This is a genomic window from Nocardioides ganghwensis (genome assembly GCF_014779655.1).
Taxonomy (GTDB): domain Bacteria; phylum Actinomycetota; class Actinomycetes; order Propionibacteriales; family Nocardioidaceae; genus Nocardioides; species Nocardioides ganghwensis.
On sequence record NZ_JACXYX010000015.1, the window covers coordinates 1 to 15,054 of the forward strand.

Annotated in this window: 14 protein-coding genes and 1 tRNA gene; 11 read left to right on the plus strand and 4 right to left on the minus strand. The window is 70.6% G+C overall.

Translation table 11 applies throughout. The annotated features are described in order from the left end of the window. Positions 1-129 precede the first annotated feature (129 nt). Positions 130-202 (minus strand) — tRNA-Lys (locus IEZ24_RS16115). A 450-nt stretch (positions 203-652) separates the two neighbouring features. On the opposite strand from IEZ24_RS16115, the gene IEZ24_RS16120 reads away from it, so the two are divergent. Beyond that, positions 653-2,206 carry a DUF4082 domain-containing protein gene (locus IEZ24_RS16120; RefSeq protein WP_129455652.1) on the plus strand — a complete coding sequence of 518 codons (1,554 nt, stop codon included), beginning with the start codon at positions 653-655 and terminating at the stop codon, positions 2,204-2,206. 201 nt (positions 2,207-2,407) lie between these two features. Here the strand turns inward: IEZ24_RS16120 and IEZ24_RS16125 are convergent, their stop codons facing one another. Then, positions 2,408-3,064 carry a GntR family transcriptional regulator gene (locus IEZ24_RS16125; protein WP_129455653.1) on the minus strand — a complete coding sequence of 219 codons (657 nt, stop codon included), beginning with the start codon at positions 3,062-3,064 and terminating at the stop codon, positions 2,408-2,410. Positions 3,065-3,149: 85 nt separating this feature from the next. Between IEZ24_RS16125 and IEZ24_RS16130 the strand changes: the two genes are divergently transcribed. The 4 genes from IEZ24_RS16130 (at position 3,150) to IEZ24_RS16145 (ending at position 6,640) form a co-directional block, all read left to right on the plus strand. Beyond that, complete coding sequence (locus IEZ24_RS16130) at positions 3,150-4,316, plus strand: enolase C-terminal domain-like protein (protein WP_129455654.1); 1,167 nt, start codon at positions 3,150-3,152, stop codon at positions 4,314-4,316. A 144-nt stretch (positions 4,317-4,460) separates the two neighbouring features. Beyond that, entirely contained in the window at positions 4,461-5,807 is a 1,347-nt protein-coding gene (locus tag IEZ24_RS16135) for a hypothetical protein (protein WP_129455655.1), read from the plus strand. A 246-nt stretch (positions 5,808-6,053) separates the two neighbouring features. Then, on the plus strand, positions 6,054-6,257 hold the full coding sequence (locus tag IEZ24_RS16140) for a cold-shock protein (protein ID WP_045548871.1): 204 nt from the start codon (positions 6,054-6,056) through the stop codon (positions 6,255-6,257). A 221-nt stretch (positions 6,258-6,478) separates the two neighbouring features. Continuing rightward, a complete protein-coding gene (locus tag IEZ24_RS16145; RefSeq protein ID WP_165356104.1) occupies positions 6,479-6,640 on the plus strand; it encodes a hypothetical protein in 162 nt (53 codons plus the stop codon). A gap of 24 nt (positions 6,641-6,664) precedes the next feature. Here IEZ24_RS16145 and IEZ24_RS16150 read toward each other — a convergent pair whose 3' ends face one another. Continuing rightward, the gene (locus tag IEZ24_RS16150) at positions 6,665-7,729 is read right to left on the minus strand and encodes a hypothetical protein (RefSeq protein WP_129455656.1); all 1,065 of its coding nucleotides are present in this window, start codon (positions 7,727-7,729) and stop codon (positions 6,665-6,667) included. Between the two features lie 40 nt (positions 7,730-7,769). Here IEZ24_RS16150 and IEZ24_RS16155 point away from each other — a divergent pair, with 40 nt between their 5' ends. The 6 genes from IEZ24_RS16155 to IEZ24_RS16180 all read left to right on the plus strand — a co-directional run bounded on the left by IEZ24_RS16155 (position 7,770) and on the right by IEZ24_RS16180 (position 13,895). Further along, on the plus strand, positions 7,770-8,627 hold the full coding sequence (locus IEZ24_RS16155) for an NUDIX hydrolase (protein WP_129455657.1): 858 nt from the start codon (positions 7,770-7,772) through the stop codon (positions 8,625-8,627). A gap of 228 nt (positions 8,628-8,855) precedes the next feature. Further along, on the plus strand, positions 8,856-9,812 hold the full coding sequence (locus IEZ24_RS16160) for a PstS family phosphate ABC transporter substrate-binding protein (protein ID WP_242498519.1): 957 nt from the start codon (positions 8,856-8,858) through the stop codon (positions 9,810-9,812). Positions 9,813-9,834: 22 nt separating this feature from the next. Next, positions 9,835-10,776, plus strand: a complete 942-nt coding sequence (pstC, locus tag IEZ24_RS16165) for a phosphate ABC transporter permease subunit PstC (protein ID WP_129455659.1) — start codon at positions 9,835-9,837, stop codon at positions 10,774-10,776. Next, entirely contained in the window at positions 10,776-11,681 is a 906-nt protein-coding gene (gene pstA, locus IEZ24_RS16170) for a phosphate ABC transporter permease PstA (RefSeq protein ID WP_129455660.1), read from the plus strand. Before pstC ends, pstA begins: the two co-directional genes overlap by 1 nt. Before the next feature lie 120 nt (positions 11,682-11,801). Then, positions 11,802-12,572, plus strand: coding sequence for a phosphate ABC transporter ATP-binding protein PstB (gene pstB / locus IEZ24_RS16175; RefSeq protein WP_224745454.1), 771 nt, complete (start codon positions 11,802-11,804; stop codon positions 12,570-12,572). Positions 12,573-13,019: 447 nt separating this feature from the next. Continuing rightward, positions 13,020-13,895 (plus strand): hypothetical protein, encoded by an 876-nt coding sequence (locus IEZ24_RS16180; RefSeq protein WP_129455662.1) that lies wholly within the window; start codon positions 13,020-13,022, stop codon positions 13,893-13,895. Positions 13,896-14,057: 162 nt separating this feature from the next. Here IEZ24_RS16180 and IEZ24_RS16185 read toward each other — a convergent pair whose 3' ends face one another. After that, a complete protein-coding gene (locus tag IEZ24_RS16185) occupies positions 14,058-15,053 on the minus strand; it encodes an inorganic phosphate transporter (RefSeq protein ID WP_129455663.1) in 996 nt (331 codons plus the stop codon). Position 15,054: the final 1 nt, after the last annotated feature.

Sequence of the window (15,054 nt, forward strand, 5' to 3'; positions counted from 1 at the left end):
GCTCAACTCCCTCATCTGGGGAGTGTCACCAATCAACCGGAGTAGCTGTCACCCATCACCCGAAGATGTGTGACGCATCAACCGAAGGCCGAACGTCACCCATCAGGCGAAGCAATACACGATGTGCCGTAGGCCTCCAGGGGCTCGAACCCTGAACCAACGGATTAAAAGTCCGCTGCTCTACCAATTGAGCTAGAGGCCCGGGGTGGGCGCCGACCCGACGAGCTGTCCGAACCCGTACGCCTCACTCCTGTCGCGCATCCTCTCAGAGCAGGGCGGTCCGTGGCCGCAGGGGCTCCGTGCTCCGGGCACCCCTGGCATCGGGTCCCAGGCGGACGGTCGCCCCGCAGATGTGACGTGGTCGACTTGACACAAATTGGGTATCTCGGACTGGATCATCAAGATTTGGTCAAGTGCCGTCGAAGGCGGTGTTAGCGTGGCGCGGTACTTGTACTTGTCTAGACCTTCGGGTGCGGTGAGCCGGTTCGCGCCGCCGCCCCGGAGGGTGACAGCCAGGACGTCGGTGCCCTGTGGGCACGCGTCCTGGGGACGAGCTGTGCGCCCGCTTCGTGGTGCGTCGGATGCGTCCCGGGGGGCAGTCGCGGCACACGTCCCCTAGGCAACCGACAGCACATTGGAGAGTTCCCCCGCAATGAAGTCCCACCCCACTGGCGCGCGCTCTGCGCGTCCCGCAACCCTGTTCTCGCTGCTGACCGCCTTGACGGCAGCGGTGATCGCCCTGCTACCCCACGTCCTCGCCACCGCGGCACCCGTGTCCGAGCGGAGTGCGGCGTCCTCCTACGGCGTCTGGTCCGACTCGACGGTCCCCGCGGTGCCGTCCTCCGACGACTCGCGGAGCGTCACCCTCGGCCTGGTGTTCAGCAGCGCCACTGCTGGCCGGCTCCACGCGGTGCAGTACTACGCCGCGGGCGCCAACCGCGTCGCCACCACCGGTGACGTGTGGAACGGTGCCGGCCGCCGCGTCGCCTCCGTCAGGTTCCCCGCGACCGCGAACGACGGCTGGAAGACCGCGTGGCTCAGCTCGTCCGTACGGATCCGGGCGGGCGAGAAGTACACGGTCTCCTACCGCGCCCCGCGTGGGCGCCACGCGATGGAGACCGGCGTCTTCGCCAACGGCGGGACGTTGTCCGCCAAGGACCTGACCGCCCATCGCGGCACCTTCGGCTATGGCACCGGTCGACCGACCGAGACCTCGAGGGGCTCGCACTACTTCATCGACGTCCTCTTCGCCCCCTCGAGCAAGACGTCGACGCCGGTCCCCAGCCCGGACCCGACGACCACCTCGAGCCCGACGCCGACGCCGACCCCGACGACGACCTCGAGCCCGACGCCGACGCCGACCCCGACGACCACCTCGAGCCCGACGCCGACGCCGACCCCGACGACCACCTCGAACCCGACGCCGACTCCGACCGAGCCTGCCGGGACCTGCGTGAAGCCGGACGCCACGAACACCGGCACGACCGGCACCTTGACCGCCGACAGCCGTACCACCCTGAGCACCCCCGGTGAGGTCATCGAGAACAAGCGGTTCTCCGAGCGCATCCTCATCCGTGCGAACAACATCACCCTGCGGAACGTGCAGGTCGACGGCGGCATCGACATCGGCGACGAGTTGAGCGGGATCACGCTGGACCACGTCCGGGCCGAGAGCGCAGGCGTGACCTCCTCCGACAACGTCACCATCCAGTACTCGCACCTGAAGGCACACAACGGCGACGCGCTCTACGTCAGCGGGTGGGACGGAGTGCAGACCACCAACCTGACGGTGAAGCACAACTTCATCGACCGCCCGACCTTCACCAGCAGCGACGCCCACTGGGACGGCATCCAGATGCGCGGCGTCAGGAACGTCGACATCTACTGCAACAACTTCGACGTCGGCGCGTGGCAGTACGAGTACAACGTCCTGATCTACTCCGAGCCTGCCTTCGGGGGCAACTACAACATCGCGGTCGACAGCAACTGGCTGAACGGCGGCAACTTCGCGATCATGGGCGGGGCCTCCGTGCCGGACGGCTACACGATCACGAACAACAAGCTGCGCGGCGCCGACTTCTACTTCGGCCTCTGCTACCCCGGTGGCGGGATCACCGCTGAGAACATCGACCAAGTCATCCAGGCCGGCAACACCCTCGACGGCGCTCCGCTCGAAAAGGTGTGCAAGGCAAGCGACTTCGGCTGATGGCAGGGGTGGGGCGTCCCTTCGCAGTCTCCCGGGACCCCCGCCAACGACGCCTTCTCGCCGATCTGCATCATCGAGGACACCCCGCCTACGGCGGGAACGTCTGGTCCGACAACTGGTGGGCCGACGGCGTGCCCGCGTCGTCCGGCCAGTCCCGCTAGCGAGGGACCGGGGCCGGGGCCGGCGAGGCCCCGGCCCCGGTCACCCCTCGGCGGCGAGCACCGCGGCCGCGAGGCTGTGGTCGACGTGCGTGGTCATCAGCGCGGCTGCGGCCTCGGCCTCGCCCCGGACTACCAGCCTGACCAGCTCGTGGTGCTCCTCGAAGTCGCGGGTGCGGTCCTCGCCGCCCGGCGGCAGCTGGAGCCCGACCCTGCGGTAGCGGTCGGACTTGTCCCACAGGTCGTCGAGCATCCGGACCATCACCTCGTTGTGCGAGGCGCAGTAGAGCGCGCGGTGCACCTCGCGGTGCGCGGCGAGGGCGGTCTCGCCCCATCGCCGGGTGACCGGCCGGAGCCGCTTCAGCGCGGCCTGCATCCGGGCGACGTCCTCGTCCGTACGCCGCTCGGCCGCGAGTGCGACGGCGGCGGGCTCGAGGGCGCGCCGCGCCTCCAGGAGCGCCCGCGCGTCGGCCAGGTCGAGCTCGGCGACGCGTGCGTTGCGGTGGGTGTCGAGCAGGATCCAGCCCTCCCCGCTGAGCCGGCGTACGGCCTCGCGCAGCGGCGTGATGCTGATGCCGAGGTCGGCGGCGAGGTCGTACTGGGCGAGCTTCGAGCCTGCCGCGAGCGTGCCGTCGAGTATCCGCTGGCGGATGAGGGCGTACGCGACGTCCGCCTTGCTGGTGAACACGGGCTCCGACATGGGTGGATCTTATAAGACGAGTTGGCAAGGACGCGCTTCCGGAGGTACGGTCTCGATCTCACATCTTATAAGAACCGGAGGGACCATGCGGATCGTCTCGGCCCACGAGGGCGTCATCCCGATCAGCTCGTCGATGAGCAACGCCTTCATCGACTTCTCGACGATGGACTGCTCGGTGCTGGCGCTGGTGAGCGACGTCGTCGTCGACGGGCAGCCGGTCGTCGGCTACGGCTTCAACTCCAACGGGCGCTACTCGGCCGGCGAGATCCTGCGCCGCCGGATCCTGCCGCGCCTGCTGGAGGCCGACCCCGACAGCCTGCTCGACGCGGACGGCGGCCTGTCGCCGAGCGCGGCCTGGGACGTGGTGATGCGCAACGAGAAGCCCGGCGGGCACGGCGAGCGGTCCGTCGCCGTCGGGGTCGTCGACATGGCGCTGCACGACCTGGCCGCCAAGGTCGCCGGCGTCCCGCTCCACCGCTGGATCGCGGACCACTACGGTGACGGGGGGTCCGACGAGTCCGTCTTCGTCTACGCGGCCGGCGGCTACTACGCCCCCGGCAAGACCCTCGGCGACCTCCAGGACGAGATGCGCGGCTTCCTCGACCTGGGCTACGAGGTGGTCAAGATGAAGATCGGCGGTGCCGACCTCGCCGAGGACCTGCGCCGCATCGAGGCCGTCCTCGAGGTGCTCGGCGGCGACGGCTCGCGGCTCGCGGTCGACGTCAACGGGCGCTTCGACCTCGACACCGCCCTGGCCTACGGCCGGGCGATCGACCCCTACGGCCTGTTCTGGTACGAGGAGGTCGGCGACCCGCTCGACTACCACCTCAATGCCACGCTCGCCGAGCACTACCGCGGCCCCATCGCCACGGGGGAGAACCTGTTCTCGCTCCAGGACGCGCGCAACCTGGTCCGCTACGGCGGCCTGCGGCCCGACCGCGACTGGATCCAGGTCGACCCCGCACTGAGCTACGGCCTCGTGGAGTACCGCCGCATCCAGGACATGCTCGCCCAGCACGGCTGGTCCTCGCGCCGCTGCATCCCGCACGGCGGTCACCAGTTCTCGCTGCACATCGCGGCCGCCCTGCGCCTCGGCGGCAACGAGTCCTACCCCGGCGAGTTCCAGCCCACCGGCGGGTTCGCCGACGACGCCGCCGTCGAGGGCGGCCGGGTGCGCCTCGACGACCGCCCCGGCATCGGGTTCGAGGGCAAGGCGGCCTTCCACCGGGTGCTGCGCCAGCTGCACGCCTGACGCCCGCCGCGAGCAGCGTGCGGCGTGCCGAGGTGGGGGAGCCGAAGGTCACGGCGCCCCCGGGCGATCGGCCCTCGCCCGCGGTCGGTCGTCGGTGCTCGACTGGGAGCACCAACGATTCGGCTTCAGCAAGGGGTGGTCAGGATGCGCTTCACGAGAATCGCCGCGGCGGGTGCGCTCGTCCTCGGGACGCTGGGCCCTCCGGCGGAGGCCGCCGTCCCGGGCGGGGGCTGGGGAGACCCGGTGCGCGTGTCGGGAGCCGCGGGCGACATCTGGGACCTCGAGCTCGCCGTGCACCGCGGTCGCGGCCTCGCCGTCTGGGTGCGATGGCGCGGGGAAGCCACCCGCGTCGAGGCCGCGTGGCAGCGCGGTGACGGCGCCTGGAGCGACCCCGTCGCGGTCGAGGGGACCCGCGATGCCTCGGAGGTCGAGGTGGCGTACGACGCGCTCGGCCGCCCCCGGCTCGTCTGGACACGCGGCCGCAGGGTCGTGACGGCGCGGTTGGAGCGCGACGGCTCGACGACCAGGCCGGTGGTGCTGCACCGCACGGCCGCCGGTCCGCTGGGCACCCGGCCGGCGTACGTCCGGCTCGCCCTCCACGCGACCGGCACGGCGGTGGTCGGCTGGCAGGCCGTGGACGACGACGAGGCGCCGCCGTATGCGACCTCCTCGGTGCAGGTGGTCACCCGCGACGCGGCTGGCGGCGACTGGACGACCGCGCAGACCCTGTCGTCCCCGGAGGTGGACGCCACGCGTCCCGAGGTGGTCGTCGACCGGTCCGGGCGAGCAACGGTGGCGTGGGGCGAGCAGCAGGGACGGACGTGGCGCGTCCGGGCCGCGTCACGATCCGCCGGCTCGAGCTGGGGAGCACCGGAGACCCTGAGCGCGACCTCGGAGCAGGCCAGCGCCCCACAGCTGGCAGGGCTGCCGTTCGGTCGGCTGGGTGGGCGGTTCGCGGTTGCCTGGCCGACCCGCACCGAGGACGGGCACGGTGTCGTCGTCCGTCAGTGGGACGGCGCGGCCGGCTGGTCGGCACCCGTGACCGTGCGCAGTGCGCGACTGCCCGGCTGGGTCGACCTCGGCCTCTCGCGGCACGGACCGGTCGTCGCCTTCGCCGCTTCCACCCGACGGGTGGACGCCCGCCAGCGCGTGCTGGTGGCGCGGGTGTCACCCACGGGTGAGGTCGACCGCAGCCGGCTGGCGCCGCGGGTGAGCGTCTACTACGGCATGCACGTCGTGGTGAACCGGGCCGGCGACGCCTTGGTGGCCTGGGACTCGGTCCGCGGGGGCGACCACCCCGTCGAGGCCGCGTACGGTGCCCGCGACGGCAGCTGGGGACCGGTGACCCGCGTCTCCGCCGTCGGGGGCGACGCCTTCCTCGGTGCCGTCGCCCTGCGTCGGGACGGCGACGGGCTGGCGGTGTGGAACGGCGGCGACCTGGAGGACCCGGACTCCTCCCGGGTGTGGGCGCGCACCTACGTCGCGCAGTGACGGACCGTGTTCGACGCGTGTTCACCGGCACGTGGATCTCGACCGGTGACGTCGCGAGAATTCTTGGTAGTGTTTGTCGTGCAACAGGTGCAAGTTCCAGCAGGTAGACGCCCGCGGAGTTTGTGATCCAACGGCGTTTGTTCTTCGGGCCCTGCCAGCTCGTGAGTCTCAAGCGGCGTGTCACCGCATCTGGTGCGGGTCGCCGAGGTGGCGACTCCCGCCCCAACACGAGGAGTAACGAGCAACATGGCTCAGGGCACCGTTAAGTGGTTCAACGCCGAGAAGGGTTTCGGCTTCATCGCGCAGGAGGACGGCGGCGACGACGTCTTCGTGCACTACTCGGCCATCCAGACCAACGGCTACAAGTCGCTGGACGAGAACCAGAAGGTCGAGTTCGACGTCACCCAGGGCCCCAAGGGCCCGCAGGCGGAGAACGTCCGTCCGCTCTGATCGGCTGACGCTGGACTGAGTTCCAGATCTGATCGCGAGTCCGGCCCTACCCCATAACGGGGTGGGGCCGGGTTCGTTTTCGGGGCAGACTTGACACGTTCGGGTCATTTCGCAGGACTGTTCCGTCAGTCAGACTTGACCCCAACGCCTAGCATCGAAGGATCCAGGTGACTGATCCGGTCGGCCGGCGGGTCGACCGATCCAGGAAGAGGGAGGGTGACGTGCACGACCAGTTCGACGTGACCCTCGAGGACGGTGACCTCCTCGGCGAGGTGGAGCTCACCACCACCCTGATCATCGCGGCCAGCGAGTCCGAGGACCACCTGTCCCAGGAGGAGATCGACCGTCTCCTCGGGGTCACCCCGCGCAAGCCGCAGGACTAGCAGCCTGCCGCTGGGGCCTGCCGCTCAGCAGGTCGCGAAGAGCACCGGGCCGCTGGTGAGCTCGGAGAGGACGTACGCCCCCTCGACGGGGCGCAGGTCCAGCACCACCTCGCGGCCTTCCGAGCCCGCTGCCTCGACCTCGAACCGGTCGGTGAAGTCCCCGCCCTGCCCGGGCGCCGGGCCGGCGGCCAGCCGGGCCCGCGCCTCCGCGTCCACCTCGGCGTCGTCCTCGTCCTCGACCTGCAGCACCGCGCGTACGTCGCCACCGGGCAGCCGCCCCAGCGCGTAGCCGGTGAGCGGGTGGACGGCGCCCGCCGCCGCGACGAGCTGGTCCGCCTCGGCCTGCGCGTCGTCGTCGGCCTGCGCCATGGCGAGGTTCTCGCAGGCGTACGCCCCGTCGTACACGGCGGCCGCGAGCGGCTCGTCCAGCGCCTCGGCGAGGTCGACCAGCTCCTCGGGGCCGTCGTCGCCGAGGCCTTCCAGGACCTGCTCGAGGTAGGGCGCCTGGTCGGAGGTGAGGACCAGCCCGTCGTCGGCGAGGAGCGCGACGTGCTGCAGCTCGGGGGTCAGGGCCGGTCCGACCCTCGCCAGCACGTCCGGTCCGCCGACCCACACGCCGTCCGCCTCCTCGGGCTCGGTCCAGCCCAGCTCGGCGAGCCGGTCGGCGACCGCGTCGAGGTCGACGCCGTCCACCCCCAGCACCTCCACCGCGCCGGTGCCCGACTGGGCGAAGAGCTCCCAGGAGACGCTGGCGGGGGAGAAGCCGAGCTGCTCCTCCATGACGCCGGCCGAGGTGCCGAGCGCCGACATCGGGGACAGGTCGGCGTCGAAGGCGTCGGCCATGAAGTCGTCCACCTCCTCGGCGGACGCCCCGGCGCCGACGTCGGCGCCCAGCTCGCTGCGTACGGCCGCCCAGTCGGTCCAGGAGAAGCGGGTGGTGTCCGCGGGCACGAGCGACATGGCCCGGGCGAGCGGGGGCGGGGGTTGGAGCAGCCGCGCGCCGACGACACCGCCGAGGAGCAGCAGGAGGACGGCCGCGAGCGCCGGGAGCGCGTGGGTGAACGCACGCGGGACGACACGTTGTGGCACGGGGCTCCTCGCCGATCGGGGTGGGTGTGACACTACTTCCATGGAGCCCCGCGACGTGCGCGCTGCCGGTGCCGTGGTGACCCGCAAGGGCGGAGACGTGCTGCTCGTGCACCGCCCGAAGTACGACGACTGGTCCTTCCCCAAGGGCAAGCTCGACCCCGGCGAGCACACGGTCACGGCCGCGGTGCGCGAGGTGGCGGAGGAGACGGGTCTCGACGTGCGGCTGGGGCCGGCGCTGAGCCCGCAGCGCTACCGGCAGTCCAACGGCCGGTGGAAGTCGGTCGACTACTGGACCGCGCGCGTGGTGGGCGGCGACGACGTCTCCGGCTACCGCCCCAACGCCGAGATCGACGAGGTGGAGTGGGTGCCGTGGAAGGACGCCGTCCGCCGGCTGACCTATCCCTACGACCGCGACACCCTCGCCGAGGCGCGCCCCCTGCGCCGCCGGACGAGGGCGCTGGTGGTGCTGCGCCACGGCAAGGCACGCTCGCGGGGCGCGTGGAAGAAGGACGACCGCCTGCGCCCGCTCGTACGGCTCGGCGAGACGCAGGCACAGCGGCTCGTGCCGCTGCTGGCCGCGTTCGACGTGACGGTGGCCCACTCCTCCTCCAGCACCCGCTGCGTCCAGACGGTGACGCCGTACGCCGAGGTGACCGGCTGGCCGGTGAAGCTCTACGACGAGCTCAGCGAGGAGGGCGCGACGGTGGACGGGGTCGTGGACGTCGTCGACGCCCTGCTCGAGAGTGGGGAGAGTGCCGTGCTCTGCACCCACCGGCCCGTGCTGCCGACGGTCCTCGACGCGCTCGGCGTGCCGGACGTCAAGCTCGAGCCGGGCGCGATGCTGGTGGCCCACCACCGCAAGGGCCGGGTCGTGGCCTCGGAGCTGCTCCAGCCCTGAGCGGTCTGCAGGGCGGCTTGCAGGGCGGCCTGCTTCTAGGACGGTCTGCCGTGCCTCGTCAAGGGCGCCCGGACGAGTTCATGTGATCGTCGTCTCACGCCCGGACGGGTGATGCCAACCGGTCCTGCCGAGTTCACCGCCCGTTCACCGACGGCGGCGTGGTCGTTCTCCTGCCGTGCCTACCTTCCTGATCGTCAGCACACACGAAGACCTTTCAGGAGCAACGAAGTGAAGCGCACTTCTCACCGCTGGAGCATCGCGTCCGGCGTGGCCGTCCTGGCCCTCACCCTGGCCGCCTGTGGTGGCGGCGACGCCGGCGCCTCCGAGGGCGGCTCGGGTGCCAGCGGCACCGTCGCCGTCGACGGGTCCTCCACCGTCGAGCCCATGTCCAAGGCGGCCTCCGAGCTGCTCTCCGAGGAGAACCCCGACGTACGCGTCACGGTCGGCGCTGCCGGCACCGGCGGCGGCTTCGAGGTGTTCTGCCAGGGCCAGACGGACATCTCCGACGCCTCGCGCCCCATCGAGGAGGACGAGGTCGCCGCGTGTGAGGAGGGCGGTGTCGAGTTCACCGAGCTCCAGGTCGCCACGGACGCGCTGACCGTCGCCGTCCACCCCGACCTCGCGGTCGACTGCATCACCTCCGAGCAGCTCGTCGAGCTCTTCGGCCCCGGCTCCGACGTCACCAACTGGAGCGACCTCGACCCGAGCTTCCCGGACCAGGAGATCTCGTTCTTCATCCCGGGCACCGACTCCGGCACCTACGACTACATGGCCGCCGACGTCGTCGCGGACGAGTCCGAGGAGCTCCGCAAGGACGTCGAGTCCTCCGAGGACGACAACGTGCTCGTCCAGGGCATCTCCGGCACCGAGGGTGCGGTCGGCTTCTTCGGCTACACCTACTACGAGGAGAACATGGACTCGCTGAAGGCGCTGTCCATCGACGACGGCAACGGCTGTGTCGAGCCGTCCGCCGAGACCGCGCAGGCCGGCGAGTACACCCCGCTGTCCCGCCCGCTCTTCATCTACGTCAGCAACTCCTCGTACTCGGAGAACGCCGCGACCAAGGAGTACGTGGACTTCTACATCGAGAACCTCGAGACCATCGCCGAGGCGGCGAAGTACATCCCGCTGAGCGAGGAGCTCTACGGCGAGACCCAGAGCGCCCTCGAGGGCCTCTCCTCCTGACCGGAAGAGTCGTCATCCTTCTATGAGCAGCAACAACACTGCCGGCGCAGGCCCGTCCCTCGGGGCGGGCCTGCCCGGCGCTTCCGTCAACCTGGGCCGCAAGCCGCGCCCGGGCGAGACCGCGATCAAGGCCGTCCTGTTCGTGTCGGCGATGCTGTCCGTCGCCATCACGGTCGGGATCCTCGTCGCGTTGGTCGAGCCCGTCATCCACTTCTTCGCCGAGGTGCCGTTCGGGGACTTCTTCTCCTTCGACGAGGGACAGCGCTTCGCCGTCTTCCCGCTGATCACGGCGACGCTGATGACGACCGCCATCGCGCTGATGGTCTCCGTCCCGCTCGGCCTCGGCGCGGCCATGTACCTGTCGGAGTACGCCTCGCGGCGCGCCCGCAAGTACCTCAAGCCGACCGTCGAGCTGCTGGCCGGCGTACCGTCCGTCGTCTACGGCTTCTTCGCGGTCATGTTCGTCACCCCGACCCTGCTCCAGGACATCCTCGGTCTCGGCGTGGGGTTCACCAACGCCCTGGCCGCCGGCCTGGTGCTCGGCGTGATGATCATCCCGACCATCGCCTCCCTGGCCGAGGACGCCTTCTCGGCCGTGCCGCAGGCCCTGCGGCAGGGGTCGTACGCCATGGGTGCCAACCGGATGCAGACGACCCTGCGCGTCGTGCTGCCCGCGGCCCTGTCCGGCGTCGCCGCGGCGATCGTGCTGGGCCTGTCCCGGGCGGTCGGCGAGACCATGATCGTGGCGCTCGCGGCCGGGTCGCAGAAGAACTTCAGCCTCAACCCCCTCGAGGGGATGCAGACCATGACGGGCTTCATGGCGACCACGGCGGGCGGTGAGAACCCCGTCGGCTCGACCTCGTACAACACGCTGTTCGCGGTCGGCCTGACGCTGTTCGTCATCACCTTCGTGATCAACATGGTCAGCATCGCCCTCGTCCGTCGTTACAGGCAGGCCTACTGATGAGCGTCGCAACCGCCACCGCCCGGGACACCGTCCGCATCGCGACGGGCAGGAGCCGTGACCGGAGCGCGGCGTCCCTGGTCTTCCTTGGGCTGCTGTGGTTCTCCCTCTTCTTCGGCGTGATGGTCCTCGTCGTGCTGATCACCGACACCGCCATCGCCGGGTCCGGCCGCTTCGACTCCGCGCTGGTCACCGGCTACGACTCGACCCTCTACCCCGAGCGCACGGGGTTCCGGGCCGGCATCCTCGGCAGCCTGTGGCTGATGCTCTTCACGGCGGTCATGGCCGTGCCCCTGGGCATCGCCGCGGCGGTCTACCTCGAGGAGTTCGCCGACTCGACCCGGTGGTACAACCGGATCATCGAGGTCAACCTCCAGAACCTCGCCGCGGTCCCGTCCATCGTCTACGGCCTCCTCGCCGTGGCGGTGATGGCGCTGATCGGCATCGAGCGCAAGGGCATCGTGCTCGGCGGCGCGATCGCGCTCGCCCTGCTCATCCTCCCGGTCATCATCATCACGACCCGCGAGGCTGTCCGCGCCGTGCCCGAGGAGATCCGTCAGGGCTCCCTCGCGCTCGGGGCGACCACGTGGCAGACGACGTGGCGGCAGGTCCTCCCGTCCGCCGTCCCGGGCATCGCGACCGGCACGATCCTCGGCCTGTCGCGCGCGATCGGGGAGGCGGCTCCGCTGCTGATGCTCGGACTCGCCTCGTCGGTGCGTTTCGACCCCGAGGGCATGATGAGTCCCATCACGGCGCTGCCCATCCAGATCTACGGCCTGAGCTCGAGCTCGCAGCAGGCGTTCCAGGACGCTGCCTCGGCAGCCATCATCGTCCTCCTGGTGATGATCCTGAGCCTCAACGGGCTGGCCATCTTCATCCGCAACAAGTTCCAGCGATCCTGGTGAGAGAGACACACTGACATGGCTTCAGCCACTTCCTCCGACACGTTCCCCCAGATGGGCTCGCTCGGCGAGGTCCACGTGAGCGCCGAGCGGCGCCTGCCGGACGCGCCGGTCAACCCCGTCATGGAGACACGTGACCTCAACGTCTTCTACGGCGACTTCCACGCCGTCCACGACGTCAACCTGGCCTACGGCCGTCACGAGATCACCGCCATGATCGGGCCCTCCGGGTGCGGCAAGTCGACGGTCCTGCGGTGCCTCAACCGGATGAACGACCTGGTGGCCGGCGCGCACGTCGAGGGCGAGGTGCTCTACCACGGCCAGGACATCTACCAGAAGAACGTCGACCCGATCGCCGTGCGCACCCAGATCGGCATGGTGTTCCAGAAGCCCAACCCGTTCCCCAAGTCGATCTACGACAACATCGCCTACGGCCCCCGGGTCACCGGCATGAAGGTCGACAACATGGACGACCTGGTCGAGGAGGCGCTGCGCGGCGCCGCGCTCTGGGACGAGGTGAAGGACAAGCTCAAGCAGTCGGCGTACGGCCTCTCGGGCGGGCAGCAGCAGCGCCTGTGCATCGCTCGTACGATCGCGACCAAGCCCGACGTGATCCTGATGGACGAGCCGTGCTCGGCCCTCGACCCGATCGCCACCGCCCGCGTCGAGGACCTGATGCTCGAGCTGCGCAACGAGTACACGATCATCGTCGTGACCCACAACATGCAGCAGGCCGCCCGCGTCTCGGACCGTACGGCGTTCTTCACCGCGCGCCCCGACGAGACCACCGGCAACCGCACCGGCCTCCTGGTCGAGTACGACCTCACGTCGACGATCTTCTCCAACCCCAACGACAAGCGCACCGAGGACTACATCTCGGGTCGCTTCGGCTGAGCGGCTCCTCCTGGGCCTCGGCGTCATCCGGATCCGGACCCATGGGTGCGGATCCGCATGACGGTCGGGGTGGCCCGGAACGTCCTGGTGGTTCGGTCGGGGGTTCGACCCACCAGGGCGTCCCCGGCCCCCCCGGCCCGGTCGGCGTGATCCCGGGGCGGTGATCCCGGGGCGGGATCCCGGGGCCCGGGTCGGCGTCATACCGATCCGAACCCATCAGTGCGGGTTCGCATGACGCTCGCCGGTCGGCACGACCAGCGTCGCGCCACGATCCGTCCACAGGCGGGGGCGAGGGCCGCTGGTCCACAGGCGAAGGGCCGGCTGCTGGCGGACGTACGTCGGCGCCGCGACCGTGGAGTGGTGACCGAACAGACTCCCCGCACCGCATCCCTCAGGGCCGCTCGGCGTCGTCGGGCAGAGGAGCTCGCCCGCGCCCAGGCGTGGTCCGTGTCGCGACGCCAGCTGTACGCCGCCGGCCTCACCCGAGCGGAGCTGCGGGCCAACGTACGAGCTCGGAGGTGGCAGCTCGTGGGCCGGCACGTCGTCGTGGTGCACACCGGTCCGATGGCGCTCGACACGATCCTGTGGGCGGCCCAGCTGTCGGGCGGCCCCCGTGCTCGGCTCGACGGGGCGTCGTCGCTGATCGCGGCTGGCCTGCGAGGCTTCGACGTCGACCGCCACCGCGTCTCGGTCCCGCGTGGCGCCCGCGTGTTCCGGGACCCCGTTGTCGACGTACGCCAGACGCGCCGCTGGCGTACCGACGACCTGGTCGGTGGTGGCGGACCACCTCGTACGCGCCCGGAGGTGGCCGCCGTCCGCGGCGCGCTGTGGGCGCGGAGCGACCGGCAGGCCGCGCTGCTGCTCACCATGGTCGTCCAGCAGGGTGTCGTGCCTCCAGACCGGATCGGTCAGGCGCTGCTCCAGGTGAAGCGCGACCGTCGGCTGACGTTCGTGATCGACGTGGTCACCGACCTGCTGGGCGGGGTGCGGAGCCTGGCCGAGCTCGACTTCGCGCGCGAGTGCCGCAGGAGGGGGATCCCCGAGCCGACCCGCCAGGTCGTACGCCGCGGCAAGGACGGCCGCTACTACCTCGACGTGTTCTGGGAGGAGTGGGGCGTCGTGGTCGAGGTGGACGGCATCCAGCACGCTCTTGCGCAGGAGGTCGTGGCCGACGCGCTACGACACAACGACGTGACCCTCGACAACCTCACGGTGCTGAGGGTCCCGGTCCTCGGTTTCCGCGTCGCCGCTGACGAGTTCTTCGCCCAGATCGAGCGGGCGCTGGCCGACGCAGGCTGTACGGAGCTCGGCCCCGCGGCCTGAGCGCCCGGCGTACGGCGGGCCGCGCACCGTCGCCGGGCCTCCTGAGCGTCATGCGGACCGGCACCTATGGCTGCGGCTTCGTATGACGCAGCCCGCCGGGCCTCCTGAGCGTCATGCGAACCGGCACCTATGGCTGCGGCTTCGTATGACGCAGCCGGCCCGTCAGGGGAGGAAGATCCGCGCGATCCAGTAGCAGATCGCGGCGGCGAGGGCGGCGGCCGGGAAGGTCAGCACCCAGGCGGTGAGGATCGACTTCGCCACGCCCCAGCGCACCGCGGAGAGGCGCTTGGTCGCACCCACGCCCATGACGGCGGAGGTGATGGTGTGGGTGGTGGAGATGGGGGCGTGGAAGGCGTACGCCGTGGTGTAGAGCACCGACGCGGCGACGGCCTCGGCGGCGAAACCGCGCGGCGGGTCGAGGTGGATGATGCGCCGGCCGAGCGTACGCATGATGCGCCAGCCGCCCGAGTAGGTGCCGGCCGAGATCGCGGCGGCGGCGGCGAAGATGACCCACAGCGGGAGCGGGTCGTCGGCGCCGACGTAGCCGCCGGCGAGCAGCGCCAGGAAGATCACGCCCATCGTCTTCTGCGCGTCCTGGAGGCCGTGGCCGAGCGCCATCGCGGCGGCGGAGATCGTCTGCGCGATCTTGAAGCCGCGGTTGGCGCGACTGGGGTTGGCGCGACGGAAGAGCCACATGATCGCGACCATCAGCACGAAGCCGAGGGAGAAGGCGACGACGGGGGAGAGGAACATCGGGATGACGACCTTCTCCAGCACGACGTTCCAGTTGGCCGTGGCGCCGGCGGCGACCGCGGAGCCGACGAGGCCGCCGATGAGGGCGTGCGAGGACGACGAGGGCAGGCCGTAGTACCAGGTGATCATGTTCCAGGTGATCGCGCCGAGGAGCCCGCACATCACGATCACCAGCGCGTGGCTGCCGGTGCCGGGGTCGATCGTCTCGGAGACGGTCTGGGCGACCTTCTGGCCGAGGAAGGCGCCGACGAAGTTCATGACGGCGGCCATGGCCAGGGCGACGCGAGGCTTGAGGGCGCCCGTCGAGACGGACGTCGCGATTGCGTTGGCCGCGTCGTGGAAGCCGTTGGTGTAGTCGAACACCAGGGCGACGACGACGACGGCAATGATGATGCCGATCTCCATC

Bases quoted from the DNA above. Each gene is read 5' to 3' on its own strand.
- IEZ24_RS16120 (WP_129455652.1), top strand. From the start codon at position 653: ATGAAGTCCCACCCCACTGGCGCGCGCTCTGCGCGTCCCGCAACCCTG.
- IEZ24_RS16125 (WP_129455653.1), bottom strand. From the start codon at position 3,064: ATGTCGGAGCCCGTGTTCACCAGCAAGGCGGACGTCGCGTACGCCCTC.
- IEZ24_RS16130 (WP_129455654.1), top strand. From the start codon at position 3,150: ATGCGGATCGTCTCGGCCCACGAGGGCGTCATCCCGATCAGCTCGTCG.
- IEZ24_RS16135 (WP_129455655.1), top strand. From the start codon at position 4,461: ATGCGCTTCACGAGAATCGCCGCGGCGGGTGCGCTCGTCCTCGGGACG.
- IEZ24_RS16140 (WP_045548871.1), top strand. From the start codon at position 6,054: ATGGCTCAGGGCACCGTTAAGTGGTTCAACGCCGAGAAGGGTTTCGGC.
- IEZ24_RS16155 (WP_129455657.1), top strand. From the start codon at position 7,770: ATGGAGCCCCGCGACGTGCGCGCTGCCGGTGCCGTGGTGACCCGCAAG.
- pstC (WP_129455659.1), top strand. From the start codon at position 9,835: ATGAGCAGCAACAACACTGCCGGCGCAGGCCCGTCCCTCGGGGCGGGC.
- pstA (WP_129455660.1), top strand. From the start codon at position 10,776: ATGAGCGTCGCAACCGCCACCGCCCGGGACACCGTCCGCATCGCGACG.
- pstB (WP_224745454.1), top strand. From the start codon at position 11,802: ATGGAGACACGTGACCTCAACGTCTTCTACGGCGACTTCCACGCCGTC.
- IEZ24_RS16185 (WP_129455663.1), bottom strand. From the start codon at position 15,053: ATGGAGATCGGCATCATCATTGCCGTCGTCGTCGTCGCCCTGGTGTTC.